This is a genomic window from Enterobacter sp. CPE_E1241 (genome assembly GCF_045618265.1).
GTDB lineage: Bacteria > Pseudomonadota > Gammaproteobacteria > Enterobacterales > Enterobacteriaceae > Enterobacter > Enterobacter adelaidei.
This window is the reverse complement of record NZ_JBIWYV010000001.1, coordinates 791,188-806,387: the sequence shown is the minus strand read 5'-3', so window position 1 is coordinate 806,387 and position 15,200 is coordinate 791,188. Positions and strand designations below refer to the sequence as shown.

Annotated in this window: 13 protein-coding genes; 7 read left to right on the top strand and 6 right to left on the bottom strand. The window is 54.2% G+C overall.

Features of this window, described 5'->3' with window-relative positions:
* Positions 1-3 precede the first annotated feature (3 nt).
* Entirely contained in the window at positions 4-663 is a 660-nt protein-coding gene (gene rluA / locus ACJ9Y9_RS03935; protein ID WP_028016654.1) for a bifunctional tRNA pseudouridine(32) synthase/23S rRNA pseudouridine(746) synthase RluA, read from the top strand.
* Between the two features lie 27 nt (positions 664-690).
* Here the strand turns inward: rluA and djlA are convergent, their stop codons facing one another.
* The gene (gene djlA / locus ACJ9Y9_RS03930) at positions 691-1,506 is read right to left on the bottom strand and encodes a co-chaperone DjlA (protein ID WP_028016653.1); all 816 of its coding nucleotides are present in this window, start codon (positions 1,504-1,506) and stop codon (positions 691-693) included.
* 238 nt (positions 1,507-1,744) lie between these two features.
* Here djlA and lptD point away from each other — a divergent pair, with 238 nt between their 5' ends.
* Genes lptD through apaH form a run of 6 tightly spaced genes read left to right on the top strand, consistent with a single transcriptional unit; the run spans position 1,745 to position 8,474 of the window.
* Entirely contained in the window at positions 1,745-4,096 is a 2,352-nt protein-coding gene (lptD, locus tag ACJ9Y9_RS03925; protein WP_028016652.1) for an LPS assembly protein LptD, read from the top strand.
* Positions 4,097-4,149: 53 nt separating this feature from the next.
* On the top strand, positions 4,150-5,436 hold the full coding sequence (gene surA, locus ACJ9Y9_RS03920; RefSeq protein ID WP_028016651.1) for a peptidylprolyl isomerase SurA: 1,287 nt from the start codon (positions 4,150-4,152) through the stop codon (positions 5,434-5,436).
* Positions 5,436-6,422 (top strand): 4-hydroxythreonine-4-phosphate dehydrogenase PdxA, encoded by a 987-nt coding sequence (gene pdxA / locus ACJ9Y9_RS03915; RefSeq protein ID WP_028016650.1) that lies wholly within the window; start codon positions 5,436-5,438, stop codon positions 6,420-6,422. Before surA ends, pdxA begins: the two co-directional genes overlap by 1 nt.
* Positions 6,419-7,240 carry a 16S rRNA (adenine(1518)-N(6)/adenine(1519)-N(6))-dimethyltransferase RsmA gene (gene rsmA, locus ACJ9Y9_RS03910; RefSeq protein ID WP_013095540.1) on the top strand — a complete coding sequence of 274 codons (822 nt, stop codon included), beginning with the start codon at positions 6,419-6,421 and terminating at the stop codon, positions 7,238-7,240. Before pdxA ends, rsmA begins: the two co-directional genes overlap by 4 nt.
* A gap of 3 nt (positions 7,241-7,243) precedes the next feature.
* The gene (apaG, locus tag ACJ9Y9_RS03905) at positions 7,244-7,621 is read left to right on the top strand and encodes a Co2+/Mg2+ efflux protein ApaG (RefSeq protein ID WP_028016649.1); all 378 of its coding nucleotides are present in this window, start codon (positions 7,244-7,246) and stop codon (positions 7,619-7,621) included.
* Between the two features lie 4 nt (positions 7,622-7,625).
* Positions 7,626-8,474, top strand: a complete 849-nt coding sequence (gene apaH / locus ACJ9Y9_RS03900) for a bis(5'-nucleosyl)-tetraphosphatase (symmetrical) ApaH (protein WP_028016648.1) — start codon at positions 7,626-7,628, stop codon at positions 8,472-8,474.
* 38 nt (positions 8,475-8,512) lie between these two features.
* Here apaH and folA read toward each other — a convergent pair whose 3' ends face one another.
* From folA to carB, 5 genes are all read right to left on the bottom strand, one after another.
* Positions 8,513-8,992 (bottom strand): type 3 dihydrofolate reductase, encoded by a 480-nt coding sequence (gene folA, locus ACJ9Y9_RS03895; protein ID WP_008502023.1) that lies wholly within the window; start codon positions 8,990-8,992, stop codon positions 8,513-8,515.
* A 114-nt stretch (positions 8,993-9,106) separates the two neighbouring features.
* Positions 9,107-10,972 carry a glutathione-regulated potassium-efflux system protein KefC gene (gene kefC / locus ACJ9Y9_RS03890; RefSeq protein ID WP_028016647.1) on the bottom strand — a complete coding sequence of 622 codons (1,866 nt, stop codon included), beginning with the start codon at positions 10,970-10,972 and terminating at the stop codon, positions 9,107-9,109.
* Positions 10,965-11,495, bottom strand: coding sequence for a glutathione-regulated potassium-efflux system oxidoreductase KefF (kefF, locus tag ACJ9Y9_RS03885; protein WP_028016646.1), 531 nt, complete (start codon positions 11,493-11,495; stop codon positions 10,965-10,967). The genes kefC and kefF overlap by 8 nt, the downstream gene beginning before the upstream one ends.
* Before the next feature lie 103 nt (positions 11,496-11,598).
* The gene (locus ACJ9Y9_RS03880; protein WP_023310357.1) at positions 11,599-11,832 is read right to left on the bottom strand and encodes a YgdI/YgdR family lipoprotein; all 234 of its coding nucleotides are present in this window, start codon (positions 11,830-11,832) and stop codon (positions 11,599-11,601) included.
* A 139-nt stretch (positions 11,833-11,971) separates the two neighbouring features.
* Positions 11,972-15,196, bottom strand: a complete 3,225-nt coding sequence (carB, locus tag ACJ9Y9_RS03875; protein WP_028016645.1) for a carbamoyl-phosphate synthase large subunit — start codon at positions 15,194-15,196, stop codon at positions 11,972-11,974.
* Between the last annotated feature and the right edge of the window lie 4 nt (positions 15,197-15,200).

Genomic DNA, 15,200 nt, shown 5'->3' with positions numbered 1-15,200 from the left:
GAAATGGTAATGGAGCCCTACAATCCACCGACGGATCCCTGGCTGGTCATTCTGTATCAGGATGAGCACATTATGGTCGTCAACAAGCCAAGCGGCTTGTTGTCCGTGCCGGGACGTCTGGATGAACACAAAGACAGCGTGATGACGCGTATTCAGCGTGATTATCCGCAGGCTGAGTCCGTCCATCGTCTGGACATGGCAACCAGCGGCGTGATTGTAGTGGCTCTGAATAAAGCGGCGGAGCGGGAGCTTAAACGCCAGTTCCGCGAGCGCGAGCCGAAAAAACAGTACGTGGCGCGCGTATGGGGTCACCCGGCGCAGGAGGAAGGGCTGGTGGATTTACCGCTGATTTGCGACTGGCCGAACCGGCCAAAGCAGAAAGTGTGTTATGAAACCGGCAAGGCGGCGCAAACCGAGTATGAAGTGCTGGAGTACTCGCCGGATAACACCGCGCGCGTATTGTTAAAGCCAATTACCGGACGCTCTCACCAGCTGCGCGTACATATGCTCGCTATGGGGCATCCGATTCTGGGCGACCGCTTCTACGCACCGCCTGAAGCGCTGGCCTTAGCGCCACGTCTGCAGTTGCACGCGCAGACGCTCACCATCACTCACCCGGCCTTCGGTAACGCGATGACGTTTAAAGCCCCGGTGGACTTCTAAAAAAAGCCCGACACCGTCGGGCTTTGTTTATTTGAAACCTTTCTTCTCTTTAATGAGCTCGTACGCCTTCTGGATTTCCTGCGCTTTTTGCTTCGCCATCTCCATCATTTCTGGTGGCAGGCCTTTCGCGACCAGTTTGTCCGGATGATGCTCGCTCATGAGCTTACGATAGGCACGTTTAATCGTGGTCTGATCGTCAGAGGGCTTCACACCAAGCACATTGCAGGCGTCCTCCAGCGTCGGGCCACGCTGCGCCTGCTGCCAGGCACCGCCAGACGACTGCTGGTGATAGCCGCCGCCAAATTGCGCACCGCCCTGCATCATCCGCAGGAACTGGTCGAACTGCATACGGGAAATCCCCAGTTCCTCCGCAATGACGTATAACACATCACGTTCATTAGGATGAAGCGAGCCGTCGGCGAATGCCGCCTGAATTTGAATCTCCAGAAACATCCGAATTAAATCGAAACGTCCGAAGCAGACGCTGCGGAACTGACGCATTTTGTCGCGCAGTGGATAGTTATCCGATTTACCGATGCGGAACGCATTTTGCGCCTCCAGACGGGAGTCACCATGCAGATTCATACGATCCATAAAGACGCTGGCAATCTGAATATCGGCTTCTGTCACGCGTCCTTTGGATTTGGTTAAGTGCCCCATGACCTCAAAGGTGGTTGAGAAAAAGAGGGACTGGCGCTCGCGCTGGTTGGCAAACCAGGCCATTTTGCGGCTGCGCGCCTTATCAAACATATGGCCGATAATAAGCCCAAGCACAATTCCCCAGAACCCGGCACCCATGATGATGGCGAACGCAACGCCGATTATTTTACCCCAATACTGCATATACTCCCCGGATAGTCATATTCCTGGACGACGCAACGCCATCATCACAGTGTTCAAGCCACGGTCAATTGAAGGACATCGCCTATAATTTGCTTTATCATACTCGTCATTCGATAGCGAGCCTAACACTCTGGCACGCAAACGGCAGGATTAACGCTGGTACTGCGCTGATGAGTAAGATAGTCTCTGAGCGTTTGTAAGCCGTAGCCACTGATGACGGAACAATAAAATACAACGTATGAAAAAACGTATCCCCACCCTCCTGGCCACAATGATTGGCACAGCCCTGTACAGTCAACAGGGGCTGGCGGCCGATCTCGCCTCGCAGTGTATGCTTGGCGTCCCAAGTTATAATCGTCCTCTGGTGAGTGGCGATACAAATAACTTACCGGTAACCATTACTGCCGACAGTTCCAAAGGTACCTATCCTGACAACGCCACGTTTACGGGCAATGTGGATATTAACCAGGGTAACAGCCGCCTGCAGGCAGATGAAGTGCAGTTGCACCAGAAGCAGCCGGAAGGTGCGGCCGAGCCGGTACGAACGGTGGATGCGCTGGGTAATGTGCACTATGACGACAATCAGGTCATCCTGAAAGGTCCGAAAGCCTGGTCAAACCTGAATACTAAAGATACTAACGTCTGGAAAGGTGATTACCAGATGGTGGGTCGCCAGGGGCGCGGTGACGCTGACCTGATGAAACAGCGCGGTGAAAACCGCTATACCATTCTGGAAAATGGTACCTTTACCTCCTGTCTGCCAGGTTCGAATACCTGGAGCGTGGTCGGGAGCGAAGTCATCCATGACCGTGAAGAACAGGTTGCCGAGATCTGGAACGCCCGCTTCAAGCTGGGTCCGGTTCCAGTGTTCTACAGCCCTTACCTGCAACTTCCCGTGGGTGACAAACGTCGCTCCGGCTTCCTGATCCCTAATGCCAAATACAGCACCACGAACTACTTTGAGTTCTACCTGCCGTATTACTGGAACATTGCGCCCAACATGGACGCCACGATCACACCGCACTATATCCATAAGCGCGGCAACATCATGTGGGAAAACGAGTTCCGTTATCTGACTCACGCCGGTGCGGGTCTGATGGAGCTGGATTATCTGCCGTCGGATAAAGTCTTCCAGGACGAGCATCCAACGGAAGGTAACAAGCACCGCTGGATGTATTTCTGGCAGCATTCCGGGGTGATGGATCAGGTCTGGCGTTTCAACGTCAACTACACCAAGGTCAGTGACCCGAACTACTTCAACGATTTCTCGTCAAAATACGGTTCAAGTACCGATGGCTATGCCACACAGATCTTTAGCGTTGGCTATGCGGTGCAGAACTTTGATGCAACGGTCACAAGCAAGCAGTTCCAGGTCTTCTCCAGCCAAACGGCAAGTACCTATGGTGCTGAGCCACAGCTGGACGTCAACTGGTACCAGAATGACGTAGGTCCATTCGATACCCGTATTTATGGTCAGGCGGTGCATTTTGTAAACACAAACGCCAATATGCCGGAAGCCACGCGTGTTCACCTGGAGCCGACCATCAACCTGCCATGGTCGAACGACTGGGCAAGTCTGAACACAGAAGCCAAGCTGATGGCGACCCACTATCAGCAGAAAAATATTGATGATTACAATACCACCAACAATGCCCATCTTGAGGAATCGGTAAACCGTACGCTTCCTCAGTTCAAAATGGACGGTAAGCTAATCTTCGAACGCAATATGGGCCTGCTGGCGGATGGCTATACCCAGACGCTTGAGCCACGTATGCAGTACCTGTACGTGCCTTATCGCGACCAGAGCAACATCAATAACTACGACTCCTCTTTACTGCAATCTGACTATAGCGGCCTGTTCCGCGACCGTACCTACGGTGGCCTAGACCGCATTGCATCTGCGAACCAGTTAACGACCGGCGTCACATCGCGTGTTTATGATGATGCTGCCGTTGAACGTTTTAACGTTTCTGTTGGTCAAATCTACTATTTCACCGAGTCACGAACCGGTGATGACAACATTAACTGGGAGAAAGACAACAAAACGGGTTCACTGGTTTGGGCTGGTGATACTTACTGGCGTATGACTGAGCGCTGGGGCCTGCGTGGCGGAGTGCAATATGACACTCGCCTGGACAATATCGCCAACAGTACTGCGGCCATTGAATATCGCCGTGATGAAGACCGTATGGTGCAGTTGACCTATCGTTACGCCAGTCCGGAATATATTCAGGCCACATTGCCAAACTATGGTACTGGGGCACAGTATAAAGACGGCATCTCGCAGGTGGGTGGCGCAGCAAGTTGGCCAATCGCCGATCGTTGGTCAATCGTAGGGGCTTACTACTTTGACACCAACACCAGTAAATCAGCTGACCAGATGGTGGGTCTGCAATATAACTCTTGCTGTTACGCGCTGCGCGTCGGTTACGAACGCAAACTTAACGGCTGGGATACTAAAAACAATCAAAGCGAATACGATAACGTGATTGGCTTTAACTTCGAGTTACGCGGTTTGAGTTCCAATTACGGTCTGGGTACGCAGAAAATGCTTCGTTCGAACATTCTGCCGTACCGTAGCTCCTTGTAATGTGCTTGATTTGCAACGTAATCCGCTTTGCGGTTAATTGAAATGGAAAAAGTATGAAGAACTGGAAAACGCTGCTGCTCGGTGTCGCTATGGTTGCGAATACCAGCTTCGCGGCCCCCCAGGTTGTTGATAAGGTCGCTGCTGTGGTTAACAACGGCGTCGTGCTTGAAAGTGACGTTGACGGTCTGATGAAATCTGTGAAGCTCAATTCGGGCGAAGCAGGCCAGCAACTTCCGGATGATGCAACGTTGCGCCACCAGATCCTGGAGCGTCTGATCATGGATCAGATCGTTCTGCAGATGGGTCAAAAAATGGGTGTGAAGGTCACTGACGAGCAGCTCGATCAGGCGATTGCTAACATCGCGAAACAGAACAATATGTCCATGGATCAGATGCGCAGCCGTCTGGCCTACGACGGCATCAGCTACGCCACCTACCGCAACCAGATCCGTAAAGAGATGCTGATTTCGGAAGTGCGTAACAATGAAGTGCGTCGCCGTGTCACGATCCTGCCTCAGGAAGTGGACGCGCTGGCAAAACAGGTCGGTAACCAGAATGATGCCAGCACTGAGCTGAATCTGAGCCACATTCTGATCCCACTGCCAGAGAATCCAACCTCCGATCAGGCTGCTGAAGCAGAAAGCCAGGCACGTTCTATTGTCGAACAAGCGCGTAATGGCGGTGACTTTGGCAAGCTGGCGATCACCTACTCCGCAGACCAACAGGCGCTTAAAGGCGGCCAGATGGGTTGGGGACGTATTCAGGAGCTGCCATCCATCTTTGCCCAGGCACTGAGCACAGCGAAGAAAGGCGATATCGTCGGACCAATCCGTTCAGGTGTGGGTTTCCACATTCTGAAAGTGAACGATCTCCGTGGGCAGAGCCAGAATATTTCCGTTACGGAAGTCCATGCTCGTCATATCCTGCTGAAAGTCTCTCCGATCATGAATGATGATCAGGCACGTGCGAAACTGGAACAAATTGCTGCTGACATTAAGAGCGGTAAAACATCCTTCGCAAATGCTGCAAAAGAGTTCTCTCAGGATCCAGGCTCTGCTAACCAGGGCGGCGATCTGGGCTGGGCGGCTGCGGATATTTATGATCCTGCATTCCGCGATGCACTGATGAAGCTGAACAAAGACCAGATCAGTGCTCCGGTTCACTCTTCGTTTGGCTGGCATCTGATCGAGCTGATGGATACCCGTAACGTTGATAAAACTGACGCGGCGCAGAAAGACAGAGCCTACCGTATGCTGTTTAACCGTAAGTTCTCTGAAGAAGCGGCAACCTGGATGCAGGAACAACGCGCCAGTGCTTACGTGAAAATTCTGAGTAACTAATGAAACAGCATCGTGTTGTTATCACTCCCGGCGAACCCGCCGGGATTGGGCCTGACCTCGTTGTCCAGCTCGCCCAGCGCAGCTGGCCGGTAGAACTGGTTGTCTGCGCTGATGCAACACTGTTACAAGACCGGGCAACACTGCTCGGTCTGCCTTTAACGCTTATCCCTTACGTTGAAGGTCAACAGCCAGCACCGCAACAAGCCGGTACGCTCACGCTGCTTTCTGTTCCCCTTCGTACGCCTGTTGTCCCAGGCCAGCTCAGCACGGAAAACGGCCACTATGTCGTTGAAACCCTTGCACGCGCCTGCGACGGTTGTCTGAAAGGTGAATTTGCCGCGCTTATCACCGGCCCCGTGCACAAAGGCGTCATCAACGAAGCGGGTATCCCGTTTACCGGCCATACCGAGTTCTTTGAAGAACGCTCGCACAGTCCGAAAGTGGTGATGATGCTGGCGACGGAGGAGATGCGCGTTGCTCTGGTGACAACCCACCTGCCCATTAAGGCCATCCCTGATGCCATCACTCCGGAACTGCTGCGGGAGATCATCGGGATCCTGCATCATGACCTGCAAACCAAATTCGGCATCAAACAGCCACACGTTCTGGTCTGCGGCCTGAATCCACACGCTGGTGAAGGTGGGCACATGGGCACCGAAGAGATCGACACCATTATTCCGGTACTTGAAGAAATGCGTGCAAAAGGGATGAATTTAAGCGGGCCACTGCCTGCTGATACCCTTTTCCAGCCGAAATACCTGGATAATGCCGACGCCGTACTTGCGATGTACCACGATCAGGGCCTGCCCGTGCTAAAATACCAGGGCTTTGGCCGCGGGGTGAATATCACCCTCGGTTTACCTTTTATTCGAACGTCCGTTGACCACGGTACTGCGCTGGATCTGGCAGGCCAGGGGAAAGCGGATGTCGGCAGTTTTATTACGGCGCTTAATCTCGCCATCAAAATGATTGTTAATACTCAATGACTAATCGAGTCCATCAGGGCCACTTAGCCCGAAAACGCTTCGGGCAAAACTTCCTCAACGATCAGTTCGTGATCGACAGCATCGTCTCTGCCATTAATCCGCAGAAAGGTCAGGCTATGGTCGAAATCGGCCCAGGTCTTGCCGCACTGACCGAGCCAGTAGGTGAACGCCTCGACGAACTGACCGTTATCGAACTGGACCGCGATCTGGCCGCACGCCTGCAAACGCACCCGTTCCTGGGGCCAAAGCTGACCATCTATCAGCAGGATGCCATGACCATGAACTTTGGCGAACTGTCAGAAAAAATGGGACAGCCTCTGCGCGTATTCGGCAACCTGCCGTATAACATCTCCACACCGCTAATGTTCCATCTCTTTAGCTATACTGATGCCATTGCTGACATGCACTTCATGTTGCAAAAAGAGGTTGTTAACCGACTGGTTGCAGGGCCGAACAGTAAAGCGTATGGTCGTTTAAGCGTGATGGCGCAATATTTCTGCAACGTGATCCCGGTCCTCGAAGTTCCGCCATCTGCCTTTACGCCGCCACCGAAAGTAGACTCTGCGGTTGTGCGCCTGGTGCCGCATAAAACGATGCCGTACCCGGTCAAGGATCTGCGCGTACTGAGCCGTATCACTACGGAAGCCTTTAACCAGCGCCGTAAAACAATCCGTAATAGCCTGGGTAATCTGTTTACGGTTGACGTGCTGGCTGAGTTGGGTATCGACCCGGCAATGCGTGCAGAGAACATCTCCGTAGAGCAGTACTGCAAGCTGGCTAATTACATCAGTGAAAATGCGCCTCCGAAGGAGAGTTAAGCCATGATTGATTCGCCCCGCGTCTGTGTCCATGTACAAAGCGTCTATGTTGAATCTCAATCCTCACCGGATGAAGAACGCTATGTCTTCGCTTACACCGTGACCATTCGCAATCTGGGGCGGATGCCTGTGCAACTGCGCGGGCGCTACTGGCTTATCACCAACGGTAATGGCCGTGAAATCGAAGTTCAGGGTGAAGGTGTGGTCGGTGAACAACCACATATCGATCCTGGCGAAGAGTATCAGTACACCAGCGGCGCGGTGATTGAAACGCCGCTGGGTACCATGCAAGGCCATTACGAAATGGTCGACGTTGATGGCAATGTGTTCCGCGTTGCTATTCCTGTGTTCCGTCTCGCCGTTACAACACTCATTCATTAATCTAATGTCTACATATCTGATTGGCGACGTTCACGGTTGCTACGATGAACTGATCGCATTATTAAAACAGGTCGACTTTACGCCCGGACAGGACACACTCTGGCTGACGGGAGATTTAGTTGCGCGTGGCCCCGGCTCTCTTGATGTTTTACGTTTCGTCAAATCGCTGGGAGACAACGTGCGCATGGTGCTGGGCAATCACGATCTGCATTTACTGGCTGTCTTCGCCGGGATCAGTCGCAACAAACCCAAAGACCGGCTCACGCCATTACTGGATGCGCCTGACGCGGACGATCTGATCAACTGGCTACGCCGGCAGCCCTTGCTGCAGGTCGACGAAGAGAAAAAGCTGGTCATGGCCCATGCTGGGATCACGCCGCAATGGGATCTTGAAACGGCTAAAACCTGCGCGCGTGATGTTGAAGCGGTTCTGGCAAGCGACTCATATCCTTTCTTCCTCGATGCCATGTACGGCGATATGCCGAACCACTGGAGCGAAGATCTCAGCGGTCTGGCCCGCCTGCGCTTTATCACCAACGCTTTTACCCGAATGCGTTTTTGTTTCCCGAACGGGCAGCTGGACATGTATTCAAAAGAGACACCGGAAAGTGCGCCCGCCCCGCTCAAACCGTGGTTTGCCATTCCGGGGCCTGTGACAAACGAATACAGCGTGGTGTTCGGTCACTGGGCTGCGCTGGAAGGTAAAGGCACGCCTGAAGGGATCTACGGTCTTGATACCGGATGCTGCTGGGGTGGAGAGTTAACCTGCTTGCGCTGGGAAGATAAAGCTTACTTTGTCCAGCCATCCAACCGACAGCTGGACTTAGGTGAAGACGAGGCCGTTGCCTCCTGAGGTTTATTCCCTCTCCCGGGCGGGAGAGGGAAAATCACTTAACGACGTTCCAGAATCTCGAAGCAGTAGCTGTGGGAGTTCTGTGCATCCGCATCGTGAAACTCACTGAAGACAGACTCCCACTCATCCGGATCGTAATCCGGGAAATGGGTATCCCCTTCCACTTCTGCATCAATGTGCGTCAGATAAAGCTTCTGCGCTTTTGGCAGGAACTGCTCGTACACACGCCCGCCACCAATCACCATGATCTCTTCGGCGTTACCGCATGCGGCAATCGCCTCGTCCACGGATTTCACCCATTCAACGCGATCGTCAGTGCCAGGCTGGCTACTGATAACGATATTCTTACGGCCCGGTAATGGACGACCAATCGACTCCCAGGTCAGGCGGCCCATCACTACCGGCTTGTTTAACGTCGTACGTTTAAACCATGCGAGATCGGCAGGCAGGTTCCACGGCATGGCATTTTCCATACCGATAACACGGTCCACCGCCAGCGCTGCAATCAGACTGATCATTGAAAATTTCCCGGATGCAAAAAATTGCCGCCACTATACGGAAAGCTTAATCTTTCGTCGACTGGCGGCAGGGTAAAGAAACAGAAATTTTTTATTATTGCTGGCAACACCTCTTCACACTGAGGGTTTACTCTCTGGTTCGTCTTCCGGGTTACCCGTGTGCTTGCCCTCTTCCGTGCCCTGCCAGCCATGACGCTGGATCAGCGACAGATGATTACGATCTTCATTGATGATCTCTGTCAGCATCGCACTGGTACGTTTAAACACTGCAGCACGCTCAGTGGCCGTACTACCCGCCATCGCCGCCATCTCTTCTACCATATCGGTATTGAAGCGGCGGAACAGGTCTGCACGCTCTCGCGCTTCATACGCGCCAAGCCCCAGATTTTCCAGCGCCATACGACCAGATTTCAGCGCACCTTCAAACGTCTCACGCTCAGGTGCGTCGACGCCCGCCTGTCGCAAGCGGATATAATGATCCACATCGCGTGCACGGGAGATAATGGTCAGCTCCGGGAAATGTTCTTTTACCAGTTCCACCATCTGCATGCTGGTCTCTGGATCGTCGATGGCGTTAATCAGCACCTCGGCTTTTGCCGCCCCGGCAGACTCCAGCAGATCAACACGGGTCGCATCCCCGTAAAAGACTTTCATATCAAATTTACGCAGGGTATCGACATGGTCAGGATCGTGATCGAGGATGACCATTTTAACCCCGCTCGACAGCAGTAAACGACCTACGATCTGCCCATAGCGACCGAATCCGGCGATGATCACCCGCGGCTGTTCTTCGTCAATTTCATCAGCCTCCCGCTCCTGCTCACTGCCCGATTTTTCCAGACGCGTTAGCACCACCAGCAGAACTGGCGTCGCCGCCATCGACAGCGCCACGGCAAGCGTCAGCGCTTTCGCCCACTCAGGCTCGAGTACGTTTGCCATCTGCGCCGCGCCAAAGACCACGAACGCAAATTCGCTTCCCTGCCCCAGCAGCACGGCAAACCAGCGACGCTGTTTGCCCGGCACCTTCAGCGGACGGGCAATCAACCACAACATCGCCATTTTAATGACCAGGAAACCGACCAGCAGCAGGATGATCCGCAGCGGATGTGTCACCAGCGTGCCGAAGTCGACTGACATCCCCACACCGATGAAAAACAGTCCCAGCAGTAGCCCTTTGAACGGCTCAATATCGCTTTCCAGCGCGTGACGATATTCAGAACTCGCCAGCAGAACGCCTGCGAGGAACGCTCCCATCGCCATCGACAGACCGGCCTCTTCCAGCAGCAGACCAAAACCGAACACCAGGAACAGTGCCACCGCACTGAAGACTTCACGCAGTCCTGAGCGGGCAACAAACCGCAGCAGCGGACGAGTCACGTAGCGGCCAAGCAGGACCACCAGCGCCAGCGCCCCTACCACCTTCAATGCCGACAGCGCGAAAGCGCCAAGCGTCGTAGAGGAACCACTTGCCGCCAGCAGCGGGATCATTGCCACCAGCGGAATAGCAGCAATATCCTGGAACAACAGCACCGAAAACGCACTGCGCCCCATCTGAGAGACCGTCAGATTTCGCTCGTTCATGGCCTGCATAGCAATGGCCGTCGAGGAGAGCGCCAGCGTCATGCCGATAAGCTCAGCCACTTTCCAGTCCATTCCCAACAGAATGCAGAACCCAGCCAGCAGCAGGCCGCAGGCCACCATTTGCAGCGCGCCACCGCCAAAGACCGAGGCACGAAGTTTCCACAAACGCTGCGGGTCGAGCTCCAGGCCAATCACAAATAACATCAGCACGACGCCAATTTCAGCGAAATGGAGAATCGCCTCTGCATCCGTGACCAGACGAAAGCCCCACGGCCCAATGACGCAACCCGCAATCAGGTAGCCGAGGACAGACCCCAGCCCCAGACGTACTGCCACGGGCACAATCAGCGCCGCCGCGCCGAGGTAAATCAGCGCCTGTATCAGCGTATGGCTATCCATGGTGCGCCTCCTGCCACTCAAGTAAGCGTTGTTTATAATGACGAGCCTGCGCCTGCAACGTTTCATCGTCGCATACAAAAGTACAGTGCATCGCAAAAGGCGGAAGCCAGTTCATCCCGCAATAGAGCGCGGTGGCCTGCAGCGGCTGTGCCAGGACGTCAAAACCCGGGAAGGAACCAATATCAAAGTGGCTTTCCCCACCGCCGGTCGTGACCGCCCACATCAGGTTTTTGCCCTTCAGTGCATGGCCGTTATGGCCATATGCCCAGCCATGGGAGAAGACTTTATCAATCCACAGTTTCAGAAGCGGAGGGGTGCTGTACCACTGCATAGGGTGCTGCCAGATGATCAGATCAGCGCGCGAAACCGCTTCCTGCTCAGCGGCGATGTCGATATTAAAATCGGGATAAAGTTGATAGAGGGAACGTATCTCTACGTTATCAAGCGTCCTTACCTGCTCAAGCATCCGCTTATTCGCATGCGAGTGGTGCGGATAGGGATGTGCATAAATTATCAGAATCATTGATTAGCCTGTTGTTACTGCTTTCTTTTAACAAAAGAGTGTAGTCAGTAATTCAGCAGGCTAATAGTGAATATTATTGACGGGCTAACGGCAGAATTCTGAATTAGTTATCCAGCTCGCCCATGGATTTTACCTGGTCACGGTTAATCTGCTCGGTTTGACCGGTTTCGGCGTTTTTATACGACACCAGACCGGTATCGTCATCCACCTGCGGTTTGCCGTCGGTGACAATGGTTTTGCCATCAGTGGTTTTTACGGCCTGATTAGACGAACAGCCCGCAACGGTAAACATTGTCGTGGCAGCCAGAACGGAAGCGATCAGTAATTTATTTTGCATGGTGTTTTCCCCTGCATTCAGTTGGATTTCGTTATCGACCTAACCATTTTAGGCTAACTGACTGAATGTGGATGGAAAACCAGAAGGTTCTGAAGGTGGGGATAATGCCCGGCAACAGAGTGCTGCCGGGCATTTTTACTTACTTGTTAATCTGCGCGTGCATTTCCTGCACCGAAATCACCTTCTCGGTGGCATCCGCGTTCAGCGCCATGGCTGTTGCGAAACCGCCGTTCAGGGTGGTGTCGTAGTGCACTTTGTACTGCAGCGCGCTGCGGCGAATCAGCTTGGAGTCTTCAATCGCCTGACGGCCCGCCGTGGTGTTGATGATGTAGGTGTATTCGCCATTCTTGATACGGTCCTGAATGTGCGGACGGCCTTCATGCACCTTGTTCACCAGACGTGGATTGATACCTGCTTCACCCAGCACAATCGCCGTACCGTGGGTCGCATCCAGCTCGAAGCCCTGTTTCAGCAGCTTGGCAGCCAGGTCAACCACGCGCTCTTTATCGCCTTCGCGAACAGAGAGCAGCGCACGGCCTGATTTTCTCATGGTGGAGCTGCTGCCCAGCTGCGCCTTCGCAAAGGCTTCTGCGAAGGTGCGGCCTACGCCCATTACTTCCCCGGTAGAGCGCATTTCTGGCCCTAACAGTGGGTCAACGCCCGGGAATTTGTTGAACGGCAGTACCACTTCCTTCACCGAGTAGTACGGTGGGATGATCTCTTTAGTTACGCCCTGCTGAGCCAGCGTCTGGCCTGCCATCACGCGCGCCGCCACTTTCGCCAGTGGAACACCGGTCGCTTTGGAGACGAACGGTACGGTACGTGCCGCACGCGGGTTCACTTCAATCAGGTACACTTCGTTGTCTTTAACGGCGAACTGGACGTTCATCAGACCGCGAACCTGCAGCTCGAAGGCCAGCTTCTGCACCTGCTGGCGCATTACGTCCTGAATTTCCTGGCTCAGGGTGTACGCTGGCAGAGAACAGGCGCTGTCACCGGAGTGAACGCCCGCCTGCTCGATGTGCTCCATGATGCCGCCAATCAGCACCATTTCGCCGTCACAGATAGCGTCAACGTCCACTTCTACTGCATCGTCCAGGAAGCGGTCGAGCAGCACTGGCGCATCGTTAGAGACGCTTACCGCGGTCTGGAAGTAGCGACGCAGGTCTGCTTCGTCATAAACGATTTCCATCGCCCGGCCGCCCAGTACGTAAGAAGGACGCACCACCAGTGGGTAGCCAATCTCTTTCGCCTTCTCAACGGCCTGTTCAATCGCAGTTACGGTGGCGTTTGCCGGCTGTTTCAGTTTCAGACGGTCAACCGCCTGCTGGAAACGCTCACGGTCTTCTGCACGGTCAATCGCATCCGGGCTGGTACCGATAACCGGTACGCCAGCCGCTTCCAGCGCACGCGCCAACTTCAACGGGGTCTGGCCGCCGTACTGCACGATAACGCCTTTTGGCTTCTCGATACGCACGATTTCCAGCACGTCTTCCAGTGTTACCGGCTCAAAGTACAGACGGTCAGAGGTGTCGTAGTCAGTGGATACGGTTTCCGGGTTACAGTTAACCATAATGGTTTCGTAACCGTCTTCACGCAGCGCCAGAGAGGCGTGAACGCAGCAGTAATCGAACTCAATGCCCTGGCCGATACGGTTTGGACCACCGCCCAGTACCATAATTTTGTCGCGGTCGACTGACGGGTTCGCTTCGCACTCATCTTCATACGTGGAGTACATGTACGCGGTATCGGTCGAGAATTCTGCCGCACAGGTGTCCACACGCTTGTAGACAGGGTGCAGGTTGAACTGGTCACGCAGCTTGCGGATTTCCGCTTCGCGCACGCCTGCCAGCTTAGCCAGACGCGCATCGGCGAAGCCTTTACGCTTCAGCACGCGCAGGAAGTCAGCGTCCAGACCGTTGATGCCCAGATCCGCCACTTTCTCTTCCAGACGCACCAGCTCTTCAATCTGCACCAGGAACCAGCGGTCAATGTTGGTCAGGTTGAAGACGCCGTCCACAGACAGGCCTGCGCGGAAGGCATCGGCGATATACCAGATACGCTCTGCGCCCGCGTCTTTCAGCTCGCGGCGAATTTTTGTCAGTGCTTCCGGGTCGTCCAGGCTCACTTTCGGGTCAAAACCGGTCGCGCCTACTTCCAGGCCACGCAGCGCTTTCTGCAGGGATTCCTGCTGGGTGCGGCCAATTGCCATCACTTCGCCGACAGATTTCATCTGGGTAGTCAGACGGTCGTTCGCGCCAGCGAATTTCTCGAAGTTGAAGCGAGGTATTTTCGTCACAACGTAGTCGATAGACGGTTCGAAGGACGCAGGGGTGCGGCCGCCGGTGATGTCGTTCATCAGCTCGTCGAGGGTGTAACCCACCGCCAGTTTCGCTGCTACTTTGGCAATCGGGAAGCCGGTGGCTTTAGAGGCCAGCGCCGAGGAACGGGATACACGCGGGTTCATTTCGATAACAATCAGGCGTCCGGTTTTCGGGTTCACCGAGAACTGCACGTTAGAACCGCCGGTTTCCACGCCGATTTCACGCAGTACCGCCATCGAGGCGTTACGCATGATTTGATACTCTTTGTCGGTCAGGGTCTGGGCAGGCGCCACGGTGATGGAGTCACCGGTGTGGATCCCCATCGCATCGAAGTTTTCGATGGAACAGACGATGATGCAGTTGTCGTTTTTATCACGCACCACTTCCATCTCGTACTCTTTCCAGCCAATCAGCGATTCATCAATCAGCAGCTCTTTGGTTGGGGAGAGATCCAGACCGCGTTCGCAAATCTCTTCGAACTCTTCGCGGTTGTAAGCGATACCGCCACCGGTGCCGCCCATGGTGAAGGAAGGACGGATGATACATGGATAACCCACGTCAGCCGCGACGGCCAGCGCTTCTTCCATGTTGTGTGCAATACCGGAACGCGCGGTGTCGAGGCCGATTTTTTTCATCGCCACGTCGAAGCGACGACGGTCTTCTGCTTTATCAATCGCGTCGGCGGTCGCACCAATCATGGTTACGCCGAATTCGGCAAGCACGCCCTGACGCTCCAGCTCCAGCGCACAGTTCAGCGCCGTCTGGCCGCCCATCGTTGGCAGTACCGCATCCGGGCGCTCTTTTTCGATGATTTTGCGCACTACTTCCCAGTGAATTGGCTCGATGTAGGTTGCATCAGCCATTTCCGGGTCGGTCATGATGGTTGCCGGGTTAGAGTTCACCAGAATGACGCGGTAGCCCTCTTCACGCAGAGCTTTACACGCCTGCGCACCGGAGTAGTCAAATTCACAGGCCTGGCCGATAACAATCGGGCCAGCGCCAAGGATCAGGATGCTTTTTATGTCTGTACGTTTTGGCATTGTC

Excerpts from the sequence above, each read along its gene's own strand:
- rluA (WP_028016654.1), top strand. The coding sequence starts at position 4 with ATGGTAATGGAGCCCTACAATCCACCGACGGATCCCTGGCTGGTCATT.
- djlA (WP_028016653.1), bottom strand. The coding sequence starts at position 1,506 with ATGCAGTATTGGGGTAAAATAATCGGCGTTGCGTTCGCCATCATCATG.
- lptD (WP_028016652.1), top strand. The coding sequence starts at position 1,745 with ATGAAAAAACGTATCCCCACCCTCCTGGCCACAATGATTGGCACAGCC.
- surA (WP_028016651.1), top strand. The coding sequence starts at position 4,150 with ATGAAGAACTGGAAAACGCTGCTGCTCGGTGTCGCTATGGTTGCGAAT.
- pdxA (WP_028016650.1), top strand. The coding sequence starts at position 5,436 with ATGAAACAGCATCGTGTTGTTATCACTCCCGGCGAACCCGCCGGGATT.
- rsmA (WP_013095540.1), top strand. The coding sequence starts at position 6,419 with ATGACTAATCGAGTCCATCAGGGCCACTTAGCCCGAAAACGCTTCGGG.
- apaG (WP_028016649.1), top strand. The coding sequence starts at position 7,244 with ATGATTGATTCGCCCCGCGTCTGTGTCCATGTACAAAGCGTCTATGTT.
- apaH (WP_028016648.1), top strand. The coding sequence starts at position 7,626 with ATGTCTACATATCTGATTGGCGACGTTCACGGTTGCTACGATGAACTG.
- folA (WP_008502023.1), bottom strand. The coding sequence starts at position 8,992 with ATGATCAGTCTGATTGCAGCGCTGGCGGTGGACCGTGTTATCGGTATG.
- kefC (WP_028016647.1), bottom strand. The coding sequence starts at position 10,972 with ATGGATAGCCATACGCTGATACAGGCGCTGATTTACCTCGGCGCGGCG.
- kefF (WP_028016646.1), bottom strand. The coding sequence starts at position 11,495 with ATGATTCTGATAATTTATGCACATCCCTATCCGCACCACTCGCATGCG.
- ACJ9Y9_RS03880 (WP_023310357.1), bottom strand. The coding sequence starts at position 11,832 with ATGCAAAATAAATTACTGATCGCTTCCGTTCTGGCTGCCACGACAATG.
- carB (WP_028016645.1), bottom strand. The coding sequence starts at position 15,196 with ATGCCAAAACGTACAGACATAAAAAGCATCCTGATCCTTGGCGCTGGC.